Below are 19754 nucleotides of genomic sequence, written 5' to 3' on the forward strand. Positions count from 1 at the left end.
AAATGTCACTGCTAGAAATCAAGAATCTCAACGTCCGCTTCGGCGACAAGACCGCGACCCCGGTGGTCGACGGCCTAGACCTCAAGGTCGACAAGGGCGAAGTACTGGCCATCGTTGGCGAGTCGGGTTCGGGTAAATCCGTGACCATGATGGCGCTGATGGGCCTGATCGAGCATCCCGGCATCGTCACCGCTGACTCGCTCAGCTTCGACGGCAAGGACATGCTCAAACTGAGCAATCGTCAGCGTCGGCAGATCGTCGGCAAAGACCTGTCGATGGTCTTCCAGGACCCGATGACCGCACTGAACCCTAGCTACACCGTCGGTTTCCAGATCGAGGAAGTGCTTCGCCTGCACCTGAAAATGTCTGGCAAGCAAGCGCGCAAGCGTGCCATCGAACTGCTGGAAAAAGTCGAGATCCCGGGCGCCGCCAGTCGTATGGACGCCTATCCGCATCAACTGTCTGGCGGTATGAGCCAGCGCGTCGCGATCGCCATGGCGATTGCCGGCGAGCCGAAACTGTTGATCGCCGACGAACCGACCACCGCGCTGGACGTGACGATTCAGGCGCAGATCATGGATCTGCTGCTGGCGTTGCAGAAAGAGCAGAACATGGGCCTGGTGTTGATCACTCACGACCTCGCGGTCGTGGCGGAAACTGCCCAGCGCGTCTGCGTGATGTACGCCGGCCAGGCGGTTGAAGTCGGTCAGGTGCCGCAACTGTTCGACATCCCGGCGCACCCGTACAGCGAAGCGCTGCTCAAGGCGATTCCCGAGCACAGCCTCGGCGCCTCGCGTCTGTCGACCTTGCCGGGCATCGTCCCGGGCCGCTACGACCGTCCGCAGGGTTGCCTGCTGTCGCCGCGCTGCCCGTACGTGCAGGACAACTGCCGCACCCAGCGCCCGGGCCTTGATCCGAAAGCCAACAGCCTCGCCCGCTGCTTCTACCCGCTGAACCAGGAGGTGGCGTAATGGCCGTCGTACTTACCGCCCGCGACCTGACCCGTCACTACGAAGTCTCCCGTGGCCTGTTCAAGGGCCACGCCACCGTGCGCGCGCTCAACGGCGTGTCGTTCGAACTGGAAGCCGGCAAGACCCTCGCCGTAGTGGGTGAGTCGGGCTGCGGCAAATCCACTCTCGCCCGCGCCCTGACGCTGATTGAAGAGCCGTCGTCGGGCTCGCTGCAGATCGCCGGTCAGGAAGTTGCCGGCGCCGACAAGGCCGAGCGCAAGCAACTGCGCAAAGACGTACAGATGGTGTTTCAGAGCCCGTATGCGTCGTTGAACCCACGGCAGAAAATCGGTGATCAACTGGCCGAACCGCTGCTGATCAACACCAAGCTGTCGGCCACCGAACGTCGCGAGAAAGTCCAGGCGATGATGAAGCAGGTCGGCTTGCGCCCTGAGCATTACCAGCGCTATCCGCACATGTTCTCCGGCGGTCAGCGCCAGCGTATCGCTCTGGCGCGGGCAATGATGCTGCAACCGAAAGTGCTGGTGGCGGACGAACCGACTTCGGCGCTGGACGTGTCGATTCAGGCCCAGGTGCTGAACCTGTTCATGGATTTGCAGCAGGAGTTCAACACCGCCTACGTGTTCATCTCGCACAACCTTGCGGTGGTGCAACATGTGGCCGATGACGTGATGGTGATGTACCTCGGTCGCCCGGTTGAACTGGGTCCGAAAAACGACATCTACGAACGCCCGCTTCACCCGTACACCCAGGCGCTGTTGTCGGCGACCCCGACCATCCACCCGGACCCGAACAAGCCGAAAATCAAGATCGTCGGCGAACTGCCCAACCCGCTGAACCCGCCACCAGGCTGTGCTTTCCACAAGCGCTGCCCGTACGCGACCGAACGTTGCAGCACGGAAGAACCGCTGTTGCGCGAACTGGATAATCGGCAGGTGGCCTGCCACTACGCCGAGCAGTTTCTCGACGGCGCGGCGTAGGCCCACGAAATATCTCATGTGGGAGCGAGCCTGCTCGCGAATGCGGTGTAACAGTCACCAACATTGTCGACTGAAATGACGCTTTCGCGAGCAGGCTCGCTCCCACAGGGAGTTCGTGTTGATTCAGGAATTCATGCGATAACAAAACCCCTTCCACCTCGATTGCGCATCAGTCGAGGCCGAAGGGGTTTTTCTTTGCCCGGCGATCTATGTCTGGCTATCGCCTTCGTCATCCGGGTCATCGGTATCCGGCTCGTCCGTGGTCGAGTCGTCGTCATCGGCGCTGCCACCCTGATTCATATCCCCCGGTTCCGACTCGGACTTGGCCAGCATCAGGCCGCTATGCCCTACCTGGCCGTTAAACGCCTGAGATTCGTGATCCTCGCACTCGGCCCACGCCGTTGCGGTGCCGAGGGATAGCATCACCATCACTTTCAACAACATCAAAACCCGTAGCAATCTGCTTTTCATGGCCGACTCCATCCTGTTGCGCTAAGACATGCTTGCCGGACTGGCTCGATGTGAAATCTAGTTGCGATCCGACCGGCTCACCACTTAGGACGCGACCGCGCAGGCAGAAATGCCATCGACCGCCAGATTGCTTTCGAATAACCCTGATAACCGAATCAGCTAAGCGCCGCGCGTGGCCTGCCAGGTCAGTGGAATGGAGATCAACACCAGCAGCGCACTCATCACCCAGACGCTGTGCCCGCCAAACTCGCCATAGAGCTGCCCACTGAGCACCGGCGACAACAGCGCGCTGGCACTCCAGCTCATGAAGAACAAGCCGAAGTACTGACCGCTCTTGCCGCTCTGGGCAAACTGCATCGCCAGTACATTCAACGGCGGCATGAACAAGGCCTCGCCCAGCGTCCAGATCAGTGTCGACAGACAGACAAAAGCCAAGCCGGAACCGAACGGCAACATGCCCAATCCGCAGGCCAACAGCACACTGCCCACGAGCATTTGCCAACGCGAGCCCCAACGCTCGACCGAGTGCGACAGCGGGATTTGCAAAGCGATCACCAACAGCGCATTGAGCCCGAACTGCCAACCGATCGCTTCGGTGCTTAGGTGGTAGTAATCACGCAGATAATTGCCCAGCGTGCTGTAGACCGTGTCGAACGCAATGCCGAGCACGGCCGTCGCCGCCAGCAGCCAGAGGAACGGCTTGTCGCGATACGGCAGGCTTGAGCCATCGGTCGATTCGTCTTCAACCACCAGCACCGGCCGCCGCCACGTCGTGCGCACGAACCACAGCAACGCCAGCATCGTCATCGCCGCACTGGCAAAAAACACCCAACGAAAATCCGCCTGAGCCAGCACTCCGCCCGCCACCCCGGCAGCGGCCATGCCCAGATTACGCGCGACCCGGCTCAGAGCCTGCGCACGCGAGCGTTGCGCGACCTCGCAATACTCCATGATCAGGCGCTGATGCAACGTCCGAATCGCGCCGTCGATGACACCGCTGAGCAACAGCAAACCGGCCAGCCACGGCACCTGCGTCACCAGCCCCAACAGCATCAGCACCCACACCGAAACGAAAAACAGCGCCGCCGTCAGCCGCGCCGTGCGCACATGATCACTGAGCCAACCACCGAGCATCGAACCGACCAGCAACCCGGCGCCATAGGCTGAAAGCAACCAACCCACGGTTTCAATCGCCAGGCCCAGCTCCTGACGCAGGTACAGCGCCATGAACAGCTTGACCATGGCGCTGAGGCGATTGATGAACAACAGCGCCGCGAGGACCCAGGCCATGGGGGTGAAATAGCCTTTAAGAAGCAGCAGGGGATTCAGCCGACTTGTCACTCCATTGACCTCTTCGAACGACTTGCAGGGACTGGAACACTACCGGTCAACATGGCGGTTGTCGCATACCAGCACATCCAAAACACGGGAAAAAGGAACCGCCCTACAACACGCTGTAGGAAATGTCGCAGGCTGAGAACTTTTGACCTTGCTTTTCAGGCTCGCAGTCTTCAACGACCGAATTGGATTGAGTGCATCAAGCAGAAAATCGTCGGCTCGCAGATTGCCTTCGCGAGCAGGCTCGCTCCCACAATTTGACCGCGTACCTCCTCAGAAACAGGCCGGCTGTCAGGCCGCTTCGCGAGCAGGCTCACTCCTACAATTTGACCGCGTACCTCCTCAGAAACAGGCCGGCTATCAGGCCGCCTTCGCGAGCAGGCTCGCTCCCACAATGCAACCGCAAAGCAGCGCAGCTGCTCGCGGCGAAGCCGCCCCACTCAACAATGAGCGCAAGCTCGAGTGCTTTTGATCTTGCTGTTGATCCACTGGCGACGTCGGAAGGCTGAGTGTAGGGATTGATCCGGGGGTGGGAGCGTAGCGACCGTTCGACGCAGTCGAACACAGCGGAAGGAGGTGCAGCGAAGCAAACCGTAGCCGCTGCGCCCGGATCGATCCCGGAGCGAAGGAACCCGAGCCTGCGAGGGCCGAACGTAGGAGCAAGCCTTTTCGGTTACCTTTTTGGCGTTTGAAAAAGGTGACTCGCCGTAAGGGCGAAACCGCCAGCCGCAGCACCCGCAGCAACGGATATTCACCCAAAACCCCAACAGCCTGGTCGGCCCAACGGCCGCCAAGAGCAAAACCGGCAGCCCATAAAAAAGCCCCCAAGGCCTACACCTCAGGGGCTTTCAGAAAAACACCTCAAACCTTAATGATGCTCCCGCGTCGCGCGGAATTTCACATCCGGCCAGCGCTCTTCCATCAACGCCAGATTCACCCGCGTCGGCGCCAGGTAAGTCAGGTGACCACCGCCATCCAGCGCGAGGTTCTCCACCGCTTTGTTGGAGAATTCCTCAAGCTTCTTCTTGTCGTCACATTCGATCCAGCGCGCCGAATACACGGTGATCGGCTCATACGAGCACTCGACCTTGTATTCCTCTTTCAAACGGCTGGCGACCACATCGAACTGCAGCACACCGACGGCGCCGAGAATGATGTCGTTGCTGCGCTCGGGAAAGAACACCTGCGTCGCGCCCTCTTCCGCCAACTGCTGCAAGCCCTGACGCAACTGCTTGGACTTCAGCGGATCACGCAGACGCACGCGACGGAACAGTTCCGGGGCGAAGTGCGGAATACCGGTGAAACCGAGGACTTCGCCTTCGCTGAAGGTGTCGCCAATCTGGATCGTGCCGTGGTTGTGCAGACCGATGATGTCGCCGGCGTAGGCCTCTTCCAGTTGCTCACGCTCGGAGGAGAAGAACGTCAGGGCGTCGCCGATGCGCACGTCCTTGCCGGTACGCACGTGGCGCATCTTCATGCCTTTTTCGTACTTGCCGGAGCAGATACGCATGAAGGCGATGCGGTCGCGGTGTTTCGGGTCCATGTTCGCCTGGATCTTGAAGATGAAGCCCGAGAACTTCTCTTCCACCGGCTCGACAGTACGCTCGTTGGCTACACGGGCCAGCGGACGCGGCGCCCAATCGACGACAGCATCGAGCACGTGGTCGACACCGAAGTTGCCCAGCGCGGTACCGAAGAACACCGGGGTCAACTGGCCGTCGAGGAATTCCTGCTGGTTGAATTCGTGGCAGGCGCCCTGCACCAGTTCCAGCTGTTCGATGAAGCGCTCGTACTCATCGCCCAAGTGCGCGCGCGCCTCGTCGGAGTCGAGTTTCTCGATGATCTTGGTTTCGGTGCGCTCGTGACCGTGACCGGCGGTGTAAACAATGATGTAGTCGTCGGCCAGGTGATACACGCCCTTGAAATCGCGGTAGCAACCGATCGGCCAGGTGATCGGCGCAGCCTTGATCTTCAGAACGGCTTCGATCTCGTCGAGCAGTTCGATCGGGTCGCGGATGTCACGGTCGAGCTTGTTGATGAAGCTGACGATCGGCGTGTCACGCAGACGGCAGACGTCCATCAGCGCAATGGTCCGAGGCTCAACACCCTTACCGCCGTCGAGCACCATCAATGCCGAGTCCACCGCTGTCAGGGTGCGGTAGGTGTCTTCGGAGAAGTCTTCGTGGCCCGGGGTGTCGAGCAGGTTGATCATGTGTTCGCGATAGGGGAACTGCATGACCGACGTAGTAATGGAAATACCCCGCTGCTTCTCCATCTCCATCCAGTCGGATGTCGCATGGCGATCGGATTTACGGGATTTCACCGTACCGGCCACTGCAATCGCCTTGCCCATCAACAGGAGCTTTTCGGTGATCGTGGTTTTACCGGCATCGGGGTGGGAAATAATGGCGAAAGTGCGGCGTTTCGCGACTTCGGCGGCCTGTTGGGTCATGGGAAATCGCCTGGCGGTGATTCAAAAAAGGGCCGCGATTATAGCCCAACTCGCTGCAATAACCGAACCGTTGAGCACATTAAGGGTGGCCAAATGCTGCCGCAGATGGGAACCTTTTAAAGCACGGAGACGTCCATCCCCTGTTACGAACTTTCGTCAGGGGCTGAAAAATCAGCAAGTTAGCCTGACGAGGCTGCGCTCATGGCTCGCTTTCGCACCGCTTGGCCGGTGCTGGAAAACGGCTACTTTTCGCGAACGCTGACTCCGGCAGCCAGGAATGGCTTGCCACGCGGAGCAGCGCTCGCCGACTACAAAAAAAGGAGTCCGCCTGTGGCTATCCGCTATGGCAAAGGGCTGATGGGAGGTGCGGTGGTGATCGCGCTCCTGGCCCTGCTGGTCCACTGGATCGGCATCAACACGATCGAACACTACCGCGACGATTTGTTGTTTTACCTGCAAGCTCATCTGATTCTCGTCCTCGCTTCCATGCTGGCCGCCCTTGTCGTGGGCATTCCCGCCGGTATCTTCCTCAGCCGCCCGAGCATGGTCGGCCGCGCCGAACGCTTCATGCAGATCTTCAATATCGGCAACACCGTGCCACCGCTGGCCGTGCTCGCGATTGCGCTGGGCATCCTCGGCATCGGCAGTGGCCCGGCGATCTTCGCCCTGTTCCTCGCCTCGCTGTTGCCGATCGTGCGCAACACCTATGAAGGCCTGAAAAATGTGCAGGGCTCGCTGAAGGAAGCCGCTGTCGGCATCGGCATGACCCCGCGCCAAGTGTTGTGGAAAGTCGAATTGCCCAACGCCGTGCCGATCATCGTCGGTGGCGTGCGTGTCGCGCTGGCGATCAACGTCGGCACCGCGCCGCTGGCGTTCCTGATCGGCGCCAACAGCCTCGGCAGCCTGATCTTCCCCGGCATCGCCCTGAACAATCAGCCGCAACTGCTGCTCGGCGCCGCGTGCACCGCGCTGTTGGCGCTGTTGCTCGATGGCGTGGTCACCCTCGCCAGCCGCTTATGGCTGGAACGCGGTTTGCGCCCGTCTTAAGGCTTTGCGAAGGAATATTTATGAAACGACTTAGCTTGATCTTAGGCTGCGTCCTGCTGTTCGCAGGAATCGCGCAAGCCGCTGAAAAACCAGTGATCCGCCTCGGCGCCCGGGTCTTCACAGAGCAGACCCTGCTCGCCGAAATCACCGCGCAATACCTGCGCAGCAAAGGCTACGACGCGCAGATCACCGGCGGTCTGGGCAGCAACCTCGCCCGCAGCGCCCACGAAAGCGGCCAATTGGACCTGCTCTGGGAATACACCGGCGTGTCGCTGGTGGCCTACAACCATGTCACCGAGAAACTCGACAGCGCGCAATCCTACGCCCGGGTCAAAGAACTCGACGCGAAAAAAGGCCTGGTCTGGCTGACGCCGTCGAAATTCAGCAACACCTATGCCCTCGCTTTGCCGAAAAAAGTCGCCGAGCAATACCCGCAGATCGGCAATATCAGCCAGCTCAACGAAGTGCTGCGCGCCGAGGCCAAGACCAACCACCTGGTGGCGCTGGATACCGAGTTCGCCAACCGCTCTGACGGTCTCGACGGCATGGTCAAGCTCTACGACATGAACCTGACCCGCAAGAACATCCGCCAGATGGACGCCGGCCTGGTTTACACCGCGCTGCGTAACGGTCAGGTGTTTGCCGGTCTGGTCTACACCACCGATGGCCGTCTCAATGCCTTCGGCCTGAAATTGCTGGAAGACGACAAGCATTACTTCCCCGACTACACCGCCGCTCCCGTGGTGCGTCAGGCCACACTGAATGCCAACCCCAAACTGGCCGAACAACTCAAGCCGCTGGCCGAACTGTTCGACGACGAAACCATGCGCCAGCTCAACGCGCGGGTCGACGTCGACCACGAAAGCCCATCGTCCGTTGCCGCCGATTTCCTGCGCCAGCACCCACTGAATTAAGAGAGGAGAAGTCATGGAATTCCTGAACGCCTTTTCCCATCTCGACTGGCAGCAGGTGATGCACCTGACCTGGCAGCACATCACTCTGGTCGGCATCGCCGTGACCCTGGCGATCGTCATCGGCGTGCCGCTGGGCATCCTGATGACGCGTTTTCCCACCCTCGCCGGCCCGCTGCAAGCCAGCGCCACGGTGCTGCTGACCGTGCCGTCGATTGCCCTGTTCGGTCTGCTGCTGCCGTTCTACTCCAAGTTCGGCCAAGGGCTGGGGCCGCTGCCGGCAATCACCGCCGTGTTCCTCTATTCGTTGCTGCCGATCATGCGCAACACCTACCTCGCCCTGACCGGCGTCGAGCCGGGCATCCGCGAAGCCGCGCGCGGCATCGGCATGACCTTCGGCCAGCGCCTGCGCATGGTTGAACTGCCGATCGCGGTGCCGGTAATCCTCGCTGGCGTGCGCACCGCCGTGGTGATGAACATCGGCGTGATGACCATCGCCGCGACCATCGGCGCCGGCGGCCTCGGTGTGTTGATCCTCGCCTCCATCAGCCGCAGTGACATGTCGATGCTTATCGTCGGCGCGCTGCTGGTCAGTCTTCTGGCGATCTTCGCCGACCTCCTCCTGCAGTGGCTGCAACGCACGCTGACTCCAAAAGGACTCCTGAAATGATCGAACTTCAAAACCTCAGCAAAACTTTCCAAAGCAACGGCAAAGATGTCAAAGCCGTGGACTCGGTAAGCCTGACCGTCAATGAAGGCGAGATTTGCGTGTTCCTCGGGCCATCGGGTTGCGGCAAAAGCACCACGCTGAAAATGATCAACCGCCTGATCAAACCGACCTCGGGCAAGATCCTCATCAACGGCGAAGACACCACCGATCTCGACGAAGTGACCCTGCGCCGCAACATCGGCTACGTGATTCAGCAGATTGGTCTGTTCCCGAACATGACCATCGAAGAGAACATCGTCGTGGTGCCGAAACTGCTCGGCTGGGACAAACAGAAATGCCACGACCGCGCCCGCGAACTGATGAGCATGATCAAGCTTGAGCCCAAGCAGTATCTGCATCGCTACCCGCGTGAATTGTCCGGTGGTCAGCAACAGCGTATCGGCGTGATTCGTGCGCTGGCGGCTGACGCGCCGCTGCTGTTGATGGACGAGCCGTTCGGCGCGGTCGACCCGATCAACCGCGAGATGATCCAGAACGAATTCTTCGAGATGCAGCGCGCGCTGAACAAGACCGTGATCATGGTCAGCCACGACATCGACGAAGCGATCAAACTGGGCGACAAGATCGCTATCTTCCGCGCCGGCAAGCTGCTGCAGATCGACCATCCGGACACCCTGCTGGCGCATCCGGCGGATGATTTCGTCAGCAACTTCGTCGGCCAGGACAGCACGCTCAAACGCCTGCTGTTGGTGAAGGCCGAAGACGCGGCGGACAACGCGCCGTCGGTCAGCCCGGAAACGCCAGTGGCCGATGCGCTGGAATTGATGGACGAACATGACCGTCGCTACGTCGTGGTCACCTGCGCCGAGAACAAGGCGCTGGGTTACGTGCGCCGTCGCGACCTGCATCGCCAGACCGGCACCTGCGCGCAATTCCTGCGTGAGTTCAACGCCACTGCGGCGTACGACGAGCACCTGCGCATCCTGTTGTCGCGCATGTACGAGTTCAACCGCGCCTGGCTGCCGGTGATGGATGCCGAACGGGTATTCCTCGGTGAAGTGACGCAGGAATCGATCGCGGCATACCTCAGCTCGGGACGTTCGCGGGGGATGAAGACCAGTATCGTCTCGCCGGCTGAGACCGTCGTCGCCTAAAAATACAGACCCTGTGGGAGCGAGCTTGCTCGCGAAAGCGAAATATCAGTCAACAACGATGTCGACTGTGAAAATGCCTTCGCGAGCAAGCTCGCTCCCACAGGATCTACGCAATTTTGTTGATCTTCACAGGGTGACAAAGAATCTCAACAGCCTCTCCCGCAAGAGCGTCATCAATTCAGCTTCTTCAAGGTCCAAATCCCCCCTCAGCACCCTCTCTCGACGCCAACGTCGCCGATGTTGCCGCTATCACACTTACCTGCGATCTAGCCGACAAAAGCCACGAACGTGCAGATATGTTTAACACTCGAAAATTCACCGGGAACATCTGCCCGTCATCTCGGTCGGGTAAAAGGAGTGATGAACGCGACGCACGTCAGAAGCGTGCAAAAACGCGACATTTTTAGTTGATCTCGCGCCCCTCACGCCCTAAAGTTCGCGCCGAACGTCCATGCTGGAAACGATCCATCCGGCTCAAGTACTGACGACGAGACAGCGAGGCCAAGGGACAGCTGCACATCCCCAGGCCTTTTTGCTTTCGGCGGCAATGCCTTGGGAAGTAGGCGAACCAAAGTGGGGATACGGAGGGCGTTCATGCACCCATTGTTTTTACGAGTTTGCCCATAGGAGCACCCAGCATGTCGATCCAGGTCGAAGACTATTTCGCGCGCGCTACATTCGACACAATGAAGGCGTTTGCCGACAAACAGGAAACCCCGTTCGTGGTGATCGACACCGCGATGATCGCCCAGGCCTACGATGACCTGCGCGCCGGTTTCGAATTCGCCAAGGTCTACTACGCGGTCAAGGCCAACCCGGCCGTCGAGATCATCGACCTGCTCAAAGACAAAGGTTCGAGCTTCGACATCGCCTCGATCTACGAGCTGGACAAGGTGATGGATCGTGGCGTCAGCCCGGACCGCATCAGCTACGGCAACACCATCAAGAAATCCAAGGACATCCGCTACTTCTACGAGAAGGGCGTGCGTCTGTTCTCCACCGACTCCGAAGCCGACCTGCGCAACATCGCCAAGGCTGCCCCGGGCTCGAAAGTCTATGTACGTATTCTCACCGAAGGCTCGACCACGGCTGACTGGCCGCTGTCGCGCAAATTCGGCTGCCAGACCGACATGGCCATGGACCTGCTGATCCTCGCTCGCGACCTCGGTCTGGTGCCGTACGGCATCTCGTTCCACGTCGGCTCGCAACAACGCGACATCAGCGTCTGGGACGCGGCAATCGCCAAGGTCAAAGTGATCTTTGAACGCCTGAAAGAAGAAGACGGCATTCACCTGAAGCTGATCAACATGGGCGGCGGCTTCCCGGCCAACTACATCACCCGCACCAACAGCCTGGAAACCTACGCCGAAGAGATCATTCGCTTCCTGAAAGAGGACTTCGGTGATGACCTGCCGGAAATCATCCTTGAGCCGGGCCGTTCGCTGATCGCCAACGCCGGTATTCTGGTCAGCGAAGTGGTACTGGTTGCGCGCAAATCGCGCACTGCCGTCGAGCGTTGGGTGTACACCGATGTGGGCAAGTTCTCGGGCCTGATCGAAACCATGGACGAAGCGATCAAGTTCCCGATCTGGACTGAGAAGAAAGGCGAGATGGAAGAAGTCGTGATCGCCGGCCCGACCTGCGACAGCGCCGACATCATGTACGAGAACTACAAATACGGTTTGCCGCTGAATTTGGCAATCGGTGATCGTCTGTATTGGTTGTCGACGGGTGCTTACACCACCAGCTATAGCGCGGTTGAATTCAATGGCTTCCCGCCGCTGAAGTCGTTTTACGTTTAAGGAGCAGCTGAAAGTTTCGAGCTGCAAGCTGCAAGAGAAAAGCCCACGAATTTGTGGGCTTTTTTGTGGGTGTTCGGCTGGGGAGGTTTTTTGTACTGGATACCATAGCCCCTCATCGGAACGCCGCCCGCCCAGCCCTCTCCCGAGGGAGAGGGCTAGGGTGAGGGCTCGGCGGTTTCAGCCGCGCTGCAACTCTGCATACCGAGCGGCATACCGACTAGCCATCGCCTGAATTCGCAAGCCTGTCGCATCAGCCAGCGTCTGGCTCGCCACCCGCAGAAAATTCAGATTGCCGGCGGCCAAGGCTTTCTCCAGCCAATCGACCGCTTCATCAACCCGCCCCTCAGCCGCCAACACCGCGGCATAACTGAACTGCCCACGAAAATCCCCAGCCTCGGCCGAACGCTGATACCACTCGCGTGCAGCAATTGGATCCGCCGGACACACCTGCCCTTCCTCCAGATAACGCCCCAGCAAATTCATCGATTTCGCATGGCCCGACTCAGCCGCGCGCCGATACAACGCCAGCGCTTGCTGATGATCAACCGTCACCCCGCGCCCGGTGGCCAGTAGATTGGCCAGGTTGTACATCGCCCAGTCCAGCCCCGCCTCGGCAGCGATCCGATAATGCTGCGCCGCGACCGAGGCATCCGCCGCACAACCCCAACCCTGCTCATGACAACGCCCGAGCATGTTGCGCGCCATCAGATGCCCGCGCCCGGCGGCGATGCCGAACCAGCGCAATGCAAGCGGTTGATCCTGCGCGATGCCCTGACCGTCCAGCAGGATCTGCCCAAGCAGCGCCTGCGCTTCAACCTCGCCCTCGCCCGCCGCCAGCAAAATCGCCTGCGCAGCGCGGGCCGGGCTTTCTTCAAGCATTGCCGCCAACCCGGCCGCATCGAGGACTTCCTCTCGGCGTAGCTGGAAACTCATACCTCGACCCAGCGCCGCAGCAAGTTGTGATAAGTGCCGGTGAGGCGGATCAGCGAAGGGTGATCGGGGACGTCCTGAGTCAGCTGCTGAATCGCCCCGTCCATTTCGAACAGCAACGCGCGCTGGCTGTCTTCGCGCACCAGGCTCTGCGTCCAGAAAAATGACGCATAACGCGCACCACGTGTAACCGCATTGACCTTGTGCAAACTGGTGCCCGGATACAACACCATGTCGCCGGCTGGCAGCTTCACGCGCTGGGTGCCGTAGGTGTCCTGAATCTCCAGTTCGCCGCCGTCATAATCTTCCGGCTCGCTGAAGAACAGCGTCGCCGACAAATCGGTGCGCACCCGCTCGATGCTGCCCTTGGGCTGGCGCACGGCGTTGTCGATGTGAAAATCGAAACTGCCGCCGGCCGTGTAGCAGTTCACTAGCGGCGGGAAGACTTTGTGCGGCAGTGCGGCAGACATGAACAGCGGATTTTTCCACAGCCGCTCAAGCATCGCCGCGCCGATTTCCTTGGCCAGCGGGTGGCCTTCGGGCAGTTGCAGATTGTGCTTGGCCTTGGCCGACTGGAAGCCGGCGGTGATCTTGCCGTCGGCCCAATCCGCTTGCTCCAGAGCCTGGCGGATGCGCTGCATTTCGTCTTTTGCGAACAGCCCGGGAATGTGCAGCAGCATGGCGATGTCACCTGATGGCAAGAAGGCGGCAATGGTATTGATTCTTATTGACCGTGTAAAACCCGCAAGACGAACGAACAGGCAGAAACCCGTAAGGGCAAATTGTAAAGAATGTAAATTCAATGCGAATAACAATGTTTCGCAATTGATACGAATACCTGTTTACCCTATATTCCGCCGCCTCAAATCCTTGGGGAGGGGAATAAAAATGGCACGTCAACACGCACAATTACCGGTCAGTTCACCACGTCTGCTCGCCTCGGCAATCGGTGTCGCAATCACCGCCGGCTCCGCTGGGCAGATGGTCTTCGCGGCGGAAAAAACCGACAGCAAAGCGTCCGGCAACGCCATCGCCCTGGACGCCACCGCCATCACCGGCGAAGCCCAGGACTCGACGTCCTACCAAGTCGAAAAAGCCTCCTCGCCCAAGTACACCGCACCGCTGGTCGACACCCCGCGCTCGGTCACCGTCATCCCGCAACAAGTGCTCAAGGACACCGGCGCGCTGAACATGCAGGACGCGCTGCGCACCGTGCCGGGCATCACCTTCGGCGCCGGTGAAGGCGGCAACCCGCAGGGCGATCGTCCGTTCATTCGCGGCTTCGACGCCCAGGGCGACACCTATCTGGACGGCGTGCGCGACACCGGTTCGCAGAGCCGTGAAATCTTCGCTGTGGAAAACATCGAAGTCAGCAAAGGCCCGAACTCGGCGATTGGCGGTCGCGGCGCAGCCGGCGGCAGCATCAATCTGGTGAGCAAGAAAGCGCATCTGGGCAACTCGTTCGACGGCGGCTTCACCTACGGCTCCGACCAGACCCAGCGCTACACCCTCGACGGCAACTACCAGTTCAGCGACAGCGCTGCCGGCCGTCTCAACCTGATGAGCCACGAGAGCAACGTCGCCGGTCGCGACAAGGTCGATTACGACCGCTGGGGCATCGCGCCGTCGCTGGCCTTCGGCCTGGGCACCGACACCCGTGTCAACCTCGACTACTACCATCTGGAAAGCAACGACACCCCGGACTCGGGCATCCCGTACACCATTCCCACCGGTGGTTCGGCCGCACGCACCAAGTCCAACCCGGACAAGCCATACGCCGGTGGCGATCACGACAACTTCTATGGTCTGGATCGCGACTTCCGCAAGGGCCGCACCGACACCGCGACCTTCGCCATCGAGCACGACCTCAATGATGCACTGACCATCAAGAACACCCTGCGCCACGGCAGCAGCATGCAGGATTACATCCTCACCCAGCCGGACGACAGCAAGGGCAACGTCAACAACGGCAGCGTCTGGCGTCGGGCCAACACGCGGGTGAGCAATACTGAAACCACCACCAACCAGACCGACCTGTTCGGCACCTTCTACATGGCCGGTTTCAAGAACAGCTTCTCCACCGGTGTCGAATACACCCGCGAGCAGAGCGAGAAATCCTCGTACAACGTCAACACCGACACCACGCCGCGTACGACCAATGTGCCTTCCAGCAGCAACTGCACACCGGCGATGATTGGCGCCTCGAGCAATTACAACTGCACCTCGCTGTCGAACCCGAACCCGAACGATCCGTGGAACGGTGCGATCTCGCGCAACTACGCCGGCACCGACACCCAGGCCGACACCTACGCGCTGTACGTGTTCGACACGCTGGAGTTGTCCGAGCAATGGCTGGTGAACATGGGCCTGCGCTACGACCACTTCGACACCGACTACAAAACCTACAACGCCGCAGGGACCACCACCTCCAAGGGTGATGACACCAGCGAATTCGTCACCGGCCAGTTCGGCGTGGTCTACAAGCCGGCGGAAAACGGCAGCATCTACGCCTCTTATGCGACCTCGGCGACACCGCCGGGCAACACCTTGGGCGAAGGTCAGGAAGGCAACCCGCTGGGCGGCACCCCGGATCGCAGCGGCAACCTGCTGAGCAGCGACATGGAACCGGAAACCACCAAGAACTACGAAATCGGCACCAAGTGGGATCTGCTCAACGATCGCCTGTCGCTGACCGCCGACATCTTCCGCACCGAGAAGGAAAACGCTCGCGTGCAGGTCGACACCAGCTCCTACGAGAACGCCGGCAAGACCCGCGTGCAAGGCTTCGAACTGTCGGCCAGCGGCAAGATCACCGACAAGTGGCAGGTGTTTGCCGGTTACGCCTTCATGGACAGCGAACAGGTTGACGGTGGTCCGTTGGGTCGCGCCAACGACGGCAACGATCTGCCGAACACGCCGAAAAACAGCGCCAGCCTGTGGACCACGTATCAGGTCACGCCAAAGCTGACGATCGGTGGTGGCGCGTTCTACGTCGACGACGTCTACGGCAGTGTCGCCAACACAACGATGGTCGATTCGTACGTGCGTTACGACGCGATGGCGGCCTACAAGCTGACCAAGAACGTCGACCTGCAACTCAACGTGCAGAACCTGACCGACGAAACCTATTACGACAAAGCCTTCTCGACCCACTTCGCCAACCAGGCGGCGGGCCGCACGGCGCTGTTGAGCACCAATTTCCACTTCTGACCGATGTGAAAACCTGTGGGAGCGAGCTTGCTCGCGAAAGCGGTGGCTCAGTGAAGTCGATGCTGACTGACACGACGCCTTCGCGAGCAAGCTCGCTCCCACATAAGATCTGCGAAACGGATCAGGCCCCGTTCATTCAGTTGAACGGGGCTTTTGTGTGTTACGCAAAACGCATCTTGATAACCCACGGCATAATGCGCGCCGTGATGACAATTTCCGAACGGACGGCGAGTGACGTGTTGAAGAAAACCCTGTTCCAGTTGCACTGGTTTTTTGGCATCACCGCAGGACTGGTGCTGGCCCTGATGGGCATCACCGGCGCGGCCTATTCGTTTCAGGACGAGATCCTGCGCGCGCTGAATCCGTCCGTTCTGCAGGTGGAAAAACAGGTCGCTGGAGTGCTGCCGCCAGTTGAACTGGTGGAACGCATCGAAGCCGCGTCCGGCAAGAAAGTCGCGATGCTCTGGGTCGAGACCGACAGCGGTCACGCCGCACGGGTATTCTTCACTCCGCCCAAGGGTGAACGGCGTGGCGAAATGCGCTACTTCGATCCGTACACCGCCGAGTTCAAGGGCGACGCCACTGGCCAGGACTTCTTCGGCCTGATGCTGCAACTGCACCGCTTCCTCGCCATGGGCGACACCGGGCGCAACATTACCGGCGCCTGCACCTTGATGCTGCTGTTCTTCTGTCTCTCTGGCCTCTATTTGCGCTGGCCGCGCCAGTGGAACAGCTGGCGCGTGTGGTTGACCCTGGACTGGAAAAAGAAGGGCCGCGCGTTCAATTGGGATCTGCACTCGGTGGCCGGCACCTGGTGCCTTTTGGTCTATTTGCTGCTGGCGTTGACCGGTTTGTCATGGTCGTACGAGTGGTACAACAAAGGCCTGACCCGACTGCTTTCCGACGCGCCGCAAAACGAACGCGTACGTGGCGGTCGCGGCCCGGCGCCGGAAGGTCCGCCACCGACGGCCGACTACGCGGCGATGTGGAGCAGCATCTACAGCGCTGCCGGCCCGGGTCTGGCCGCATACAACATTCGCATGCCGGCGGTGGCCGGCCAACCGGCAACCGTGTTCTACCTGCTCGACAGCTCGCCCCATGACCGCGCGCTGAACCAGATCACCCTCGATCCGGCCACCGGCGTGGTCAAACGCGTCGACCGCTATGCCGACAAAAGCTTCAAGGCCCAACTGCTGACCAGCATTTATGCGCTGCACGTCGGCAGCTATTTCGGCCTTGTCGGGCGCATCATCGTGACGATCGCAGCGGTGTGCATGCCGCTGTTTTTCATCACTGGCTGGCTGCTGTATCTGGACCGTCGACGCAAGAAAAAGCAGATCAAGGATGCCCGCCAAGGTCTCGCACAACCGTCCACCGAGGCTTCGGCCTGGCTGATCGGTTTCGCCAGCCAGAGCGGTTTCGCCGAACAACTGGCGTGGCAGACCGCCGGACAATTGCAGGCCGCCGGATTGCCGGTCAACGTGCAGCCGCTGGCCAATCTCAGCGAACAGGATCTGCGTGAGTCGAACAACGCATTGTTCGTGGTCAGCACCTTCGGCGACGGCGAAGCGCCGGACAGCGCCCGTGGTTTCGAACGCAAAGTGCTGGCCAAGGCTTCGACACTCGACAGCCTCAACTACGCCGTGCTCGGCCTCGGCGATCGGCAGTACGCGCACTTCTGCGGCTTCGCCAAGCGCTTGCATCAATGGCTCGGCGAGCACGGCGGCAAGACCTTGTTCGCCCCGGTGGAGGTCGACAGCGGCGATCCTTACGCGTTGCGTCACTGGCAAACGCAACTCGGCCAGCTCACCGGACAGGCGCCGAGCGAAACCTGGCAAGCACCCAGCTACGACAACTGGACGCTGGTCCGTCGCGAACTGATGAACCCCGACAGCAGCGGCGCGCCGGTCTTTCTGCTCGGCCTCAAAGCCCCGGACACCCGCAGCTGGCTGGCCGGTGACCTGGTCGAAGTGCTGCCACGCAATTGCCCGTGGGCCATCGAACATTTCCTCGACGGCCTCGGCATTCGGGGCGAAACCCCGGTGAAGGTCAACGGCATCGACGAACCACTGGAAGTGGCCCTCGCCTCACGGCAACTGCCCGAGCACCGCGCGCATCTGGTCGGCCTGCATGCGCAGTCGCTGGTCGACGCAATGGTGCCGCTGGCGATGCGCGAATACTCGATCGCCTCGATTGCTGCTGACGGCGTGCTGGAACTGATCGTGCGTCAGGAACAGCACAACGACGGCAGCCTCGGCATCGGCTCCGGCTGGCTCACCGAACACGCGCCAGTGGGCGGCAGCATCAGCCTGCGCGTGCGGCGCAACAGCGGTTTCCATCTGCCGAACGAGCCGGTGCCGATGATCCTGCTGGGCAACGGCACCGGCCTGGCCGGCCTGCGCAGCCTGCTCAAGGCACGCATTGCCGACGGCCAGCAACGGCAGTGGCTGCTGTTCGGCGAGCGCAACCGTGAGCACGACTTCCTCTGCCGCGCCGAGCTGGAAGAGTGGTTGGTCAATGGCGATCTGGCGCGGCTGGATCTGGCGTTTTCCCGCGATCAGGCTGAGAAGATTTATGTGCAGGATCGCTTGCGTGAGTCTGCGGATGAATTGAAGAAATGGTTGGCAGATGGTGCTGTGATCTATATCTGCGGCAGCCTTCAAGGTATGGCCTCAGGCGTAGACCAGGCCCTCAACGATATCCTCGGCAGCGCCGAAGTCGAACGCCTGATCGAACAGGGCCGCTATCGCCGGGACGTTTACTAACGCCTGCGAAAAGCCCCTCACCCTAGCCCTCTCCCAATGGGAGAGGGGACCGATTGGGGGATGCTGGAGATCGACGCCGACCTGAGCGTTCTTCACTGAATCCATAGCCATAATCACCTCGGTCGGCTCCCTCTCCTCCTGGGAGAGAGCTGGGCGGGCCGCGTTCCGATGAGGGAAATGGGCTACTGTTAAATCTCCACTCAACTTCACAAGGACCGTGAAGCCATGCCAAGCCGCCCTACCCTCGCCCAATTCGCCCGCCACTTACGCACCAACCAGACAGATTGCGAACACCTGCTCTGGCAGCGCCTGCGTTCCCGGCAGATCGCCAACCTGAAATTTCGCCGACAGTTTCCATGTCCGCCGTTTGTGCTGGATTTCTATTGTGTGGAGTTGAGGTTGGCGATTGAGCTGGATGGTGGCCAGCACTATGAGACGGCCGGGGTGCTTCACGATCGGCGCCGGTCGAACTTCCTGTCTCAACAAGGCATTGAAGTCGTGCGATTCAGCAATCTTGAGGTGCTTCAGCAGATGGATGATGTATTGGAGCAGATCATCAGAATTGCGGCAGAGCGGAAAATGCCCTCACCCTAGCCCTCTCCCAGAGGGAGAGGGGACTGATTGGGGGATGCTCGAGATCGACGCCGACCTGAGCGTTCTTCACTGAATCCATAGCCATAATCACCTCGGTCTTCCAGGTCGATGCATAGCGCAAGACACCTCAGTCCCCTCTCCCTCCCAGAGGGAGAGGGGACTGATTGGGGGATGCTTGAGATCGACGCCAGCCTGAGCGTTCTTCACTGAATCCAAAGCCACAATCACCTCGGTCTACCAGGTCGATGCATGACGCAAGACACCTCGGTCGGCCCTCTCCCTCCCAGAGGGCGAGGGGACTGATTGGGGGATGCTCGAGATCGACGCCAACCTGAGCGTTCTTCACTGAATCCAAAGCCACAATCACCTCGGTCTTCCAGGTCGATGCATGACGCAAGACACCTCGGTCGGCCCTCTCCCTCCCAGAGGGCGAGGTGACTGATTGGGGGATGCTTGAAA

15 protein-coding genes are annotated in these 19754 nt (G+C 60.4%); 10 read left to right on the forward strand and 5 right to left on the reverse strand.

Going from position 1 to position 19754, the window contains the following annotated elements:
• Positions 1-2: 2 nt before the first annotated feature.
• Both ACYSTU_RS24210 and ACYSTU_RS24215 read left to right on the forward strand, forming a co-directional pair.
• Positions 3-971, forward strand: coding sequence for an ABC transporter ATP-binding protein (locus ACYSTU_RS24210; protein WP_016771722.1), 969 nt, complete (start codon positions 3-5; stop codon positions 969-971).
• On the forward strand, positions 971-1951 hold the full coding sequence (locus tag ACYSTU_RS24215; RefSeq protein WP_071174376.1) for a peptide ABC transporter ATP-binding protein: 981 nt from the start codon (positions 971-973) through the stop codon (positions 1949-1951). Before ACYSTU_RS24210 ends, ACYSTU_RS24215 begins: the two co-directional genes overlap by 1 nt.
• A gap of 207 nt (positions 1952-2158) precedes the next feature.
• On the opposite strand, the gene ACYSTU_RS24220 is transcribed toward ACYSTU_RS24215, so the two are convergent.
• The 3 genes from ACYSTU_RS24220 to ACYSTU_RS24230 form a co-directional block, all read right to left on the reverse strand.
• The gene (locus tag ACYSTU_RS24220) at positions 2159-2422 is read right to left on the reverse strand and encodes a hypothetical protein (protein ID WP_016771725.1); all 264 of its coding nucleotides are present in this window, start codon (positions 2420-2422) and stop codon (positions 2159-2161) included.
• 159 nt (positions 2423-2581) lie between these two features.
• Positions 2582-3712, reverse strand: coding sequence for an MFS transporter (locus ACYSTU_RS24225; protein WP_499002048.1), 1131 nt, complete (start codon positions 3710-3712; stop codon positions 2582-2584).
• A 916-nt stretch (positions 3713-4628) separates the two neighbouring features.
• On the reverse strand, positions 4629-6212 hold the full coding sequence (locus tag ACYSTU_RS24230; RefSeq protein ID WP_016771727.1) for a peptide chain release factor 3: 1584 nt from the start codon (positions 6210-6212) through the stop codon (positions 4629-4631).
• A gap of 357 nt (positions 6213-6569) precedes the next feature.
• Here ACYSTU_RS24230 and ACYSTU_RS24235 point away from each other — a divergent pair, with 357 nt between their 5' ends.
• From ACYSTU_RS24235 to ACYSTU_RS24255, 5 genes are all read left to right on the forward strand, one after another.
• The gene (locus tag ACYSTU_RS24235; protein WP_166554532.1) at positions 6570-7259 is read left to right on the forward strand and encodes an ABC transporter permease; all 690 of its coding nucleotides are present in this window, start codon (positions 6570-6572) and stop codon (positions 7257-7259) included.
• A 20-nt stretch (positions 7260-7279) separates the two neighbouring features.
• Entirely contained in the window at positions 7280-8173 is an 894-nt protein-coding gene (locus ACYSTU_RS24240) for a glycine betaine ABC transporter substrate-binding protein (RefSeq protein WP_130927378.1), read from the forward strand.
• A 13-nt stretch (positions 8174-8186) separates the two neighbouring features.
• Entirely contained in the window at positions 8187-8840 is a 654-nt protein-coding gene (locus ACYSTU_RS24245; protein WP_123443381.1) for an ABC transporter permease, read from the forward strand.
• A complete protein-coding gene (locus ACYSTU_RS24250) occupies positions 8837-9994 on the forward strand; it encodes an osmoprotectant ABC transporter ATP-binding protein OsmV (RefSeq protein WP_016771732.1) in 1158 nt (385 codons plus the stop codon). The genes ACYSTU_RS24245 and ACYSTU_RS24250 overlap by 4 nt, the downstream gene beginning before the upstream one ends.
• A 638-nt stretch (positions 9995-10632) precedes the next feature.
• Entirely contained in the window at positions 10633-11796 is a 1164-nt protein-coding gene (locus ACYSTU_RS24255) for a type III PLP-dependent enzyme (RefSeq protein ID WP_499002053.1), read from the forward strand.
• Between the two features lie 177 nt (positions 11797-11973).
• Here ACYSTU_RS24255 and ACYSTU_RS24260 read toward each other — a convergent pair whose 3' ends face one another.
• Positions 11974-12729, reverse strand: coding sequence for a tetratricopeptide repeat protein (locus ACYSTU_RS24260; protein ID WP_499002056.1), 756 nt, complete (start codon positions 12727-12729; stop codon positions 11974-11976).
• The gene (locus ACYSTU_RS24265; protein ID WP_217879330.1) at positions 12726-13406 is read right to left on the reverse strand and encodes a Fe2+-dependent dioxygenase; all 681 of its coding nucleotides are present in this window, start codon (positions 13404-13406) and stop codon (positions 12726-12728) included. Before ACYSTU_RS24265 ends, ACYSTU_RS24260 begins: the two co-directional genes overlap by 4 nt.
• Before the next feature lie 208 nt (positions 13407-13614).
• Between ACYSTU_RS24265 and ACYSTU_RS24270 the strand changes: the two genes are divergently transcribed.
• The 3 genes from ACYSTU_RS24270 (at position 13615) to ACYSTU_RS24280 (ending at position 19295) form a co-directional block, all read left to right on the forward strand.
• A complete protein-coding gene (locus ACYSTU_RS24270) occupies positions 13615-15936 on the forward strand; it encodes a TonB-dependent receptor (RefSeq protein ID WP_499002059.1) in 2322 nt (773 codons plus the stop codon).
• Positions 15937-16172: 236 nt separating this feature from the next.
• On the forward strand, positions 16173-18701 hold the full coding sequence (locus tag ACYSTU_RS24275; RefSeq protein ID WP_499002154.1) for a PepSY domain-containing protein: 2529 nt from the start codon (positions 16173-16175) through the stop codon (positions 18699-18701).
• A 225-nt stretch (positions 18702-18926) separates the two neighbouring features.
• Positions 18927-19295 carry an endonuclease domain-containing protein gene (locus ACYSTU_RS24280; protein ID WP_024011583.1) on the forward strand — a complete coding sequence of 123 codons (369 nt, stop codon included), beginning with the start codon at positions 18927-18929 and terminating at the stop codon, positions 19293-19295.
• Positions 19296-19754 lie beyond the last annotated feature (459 nt).

It is taken from the genome of Pseudomonas glycinis (genome assembly GCF_054871425.1).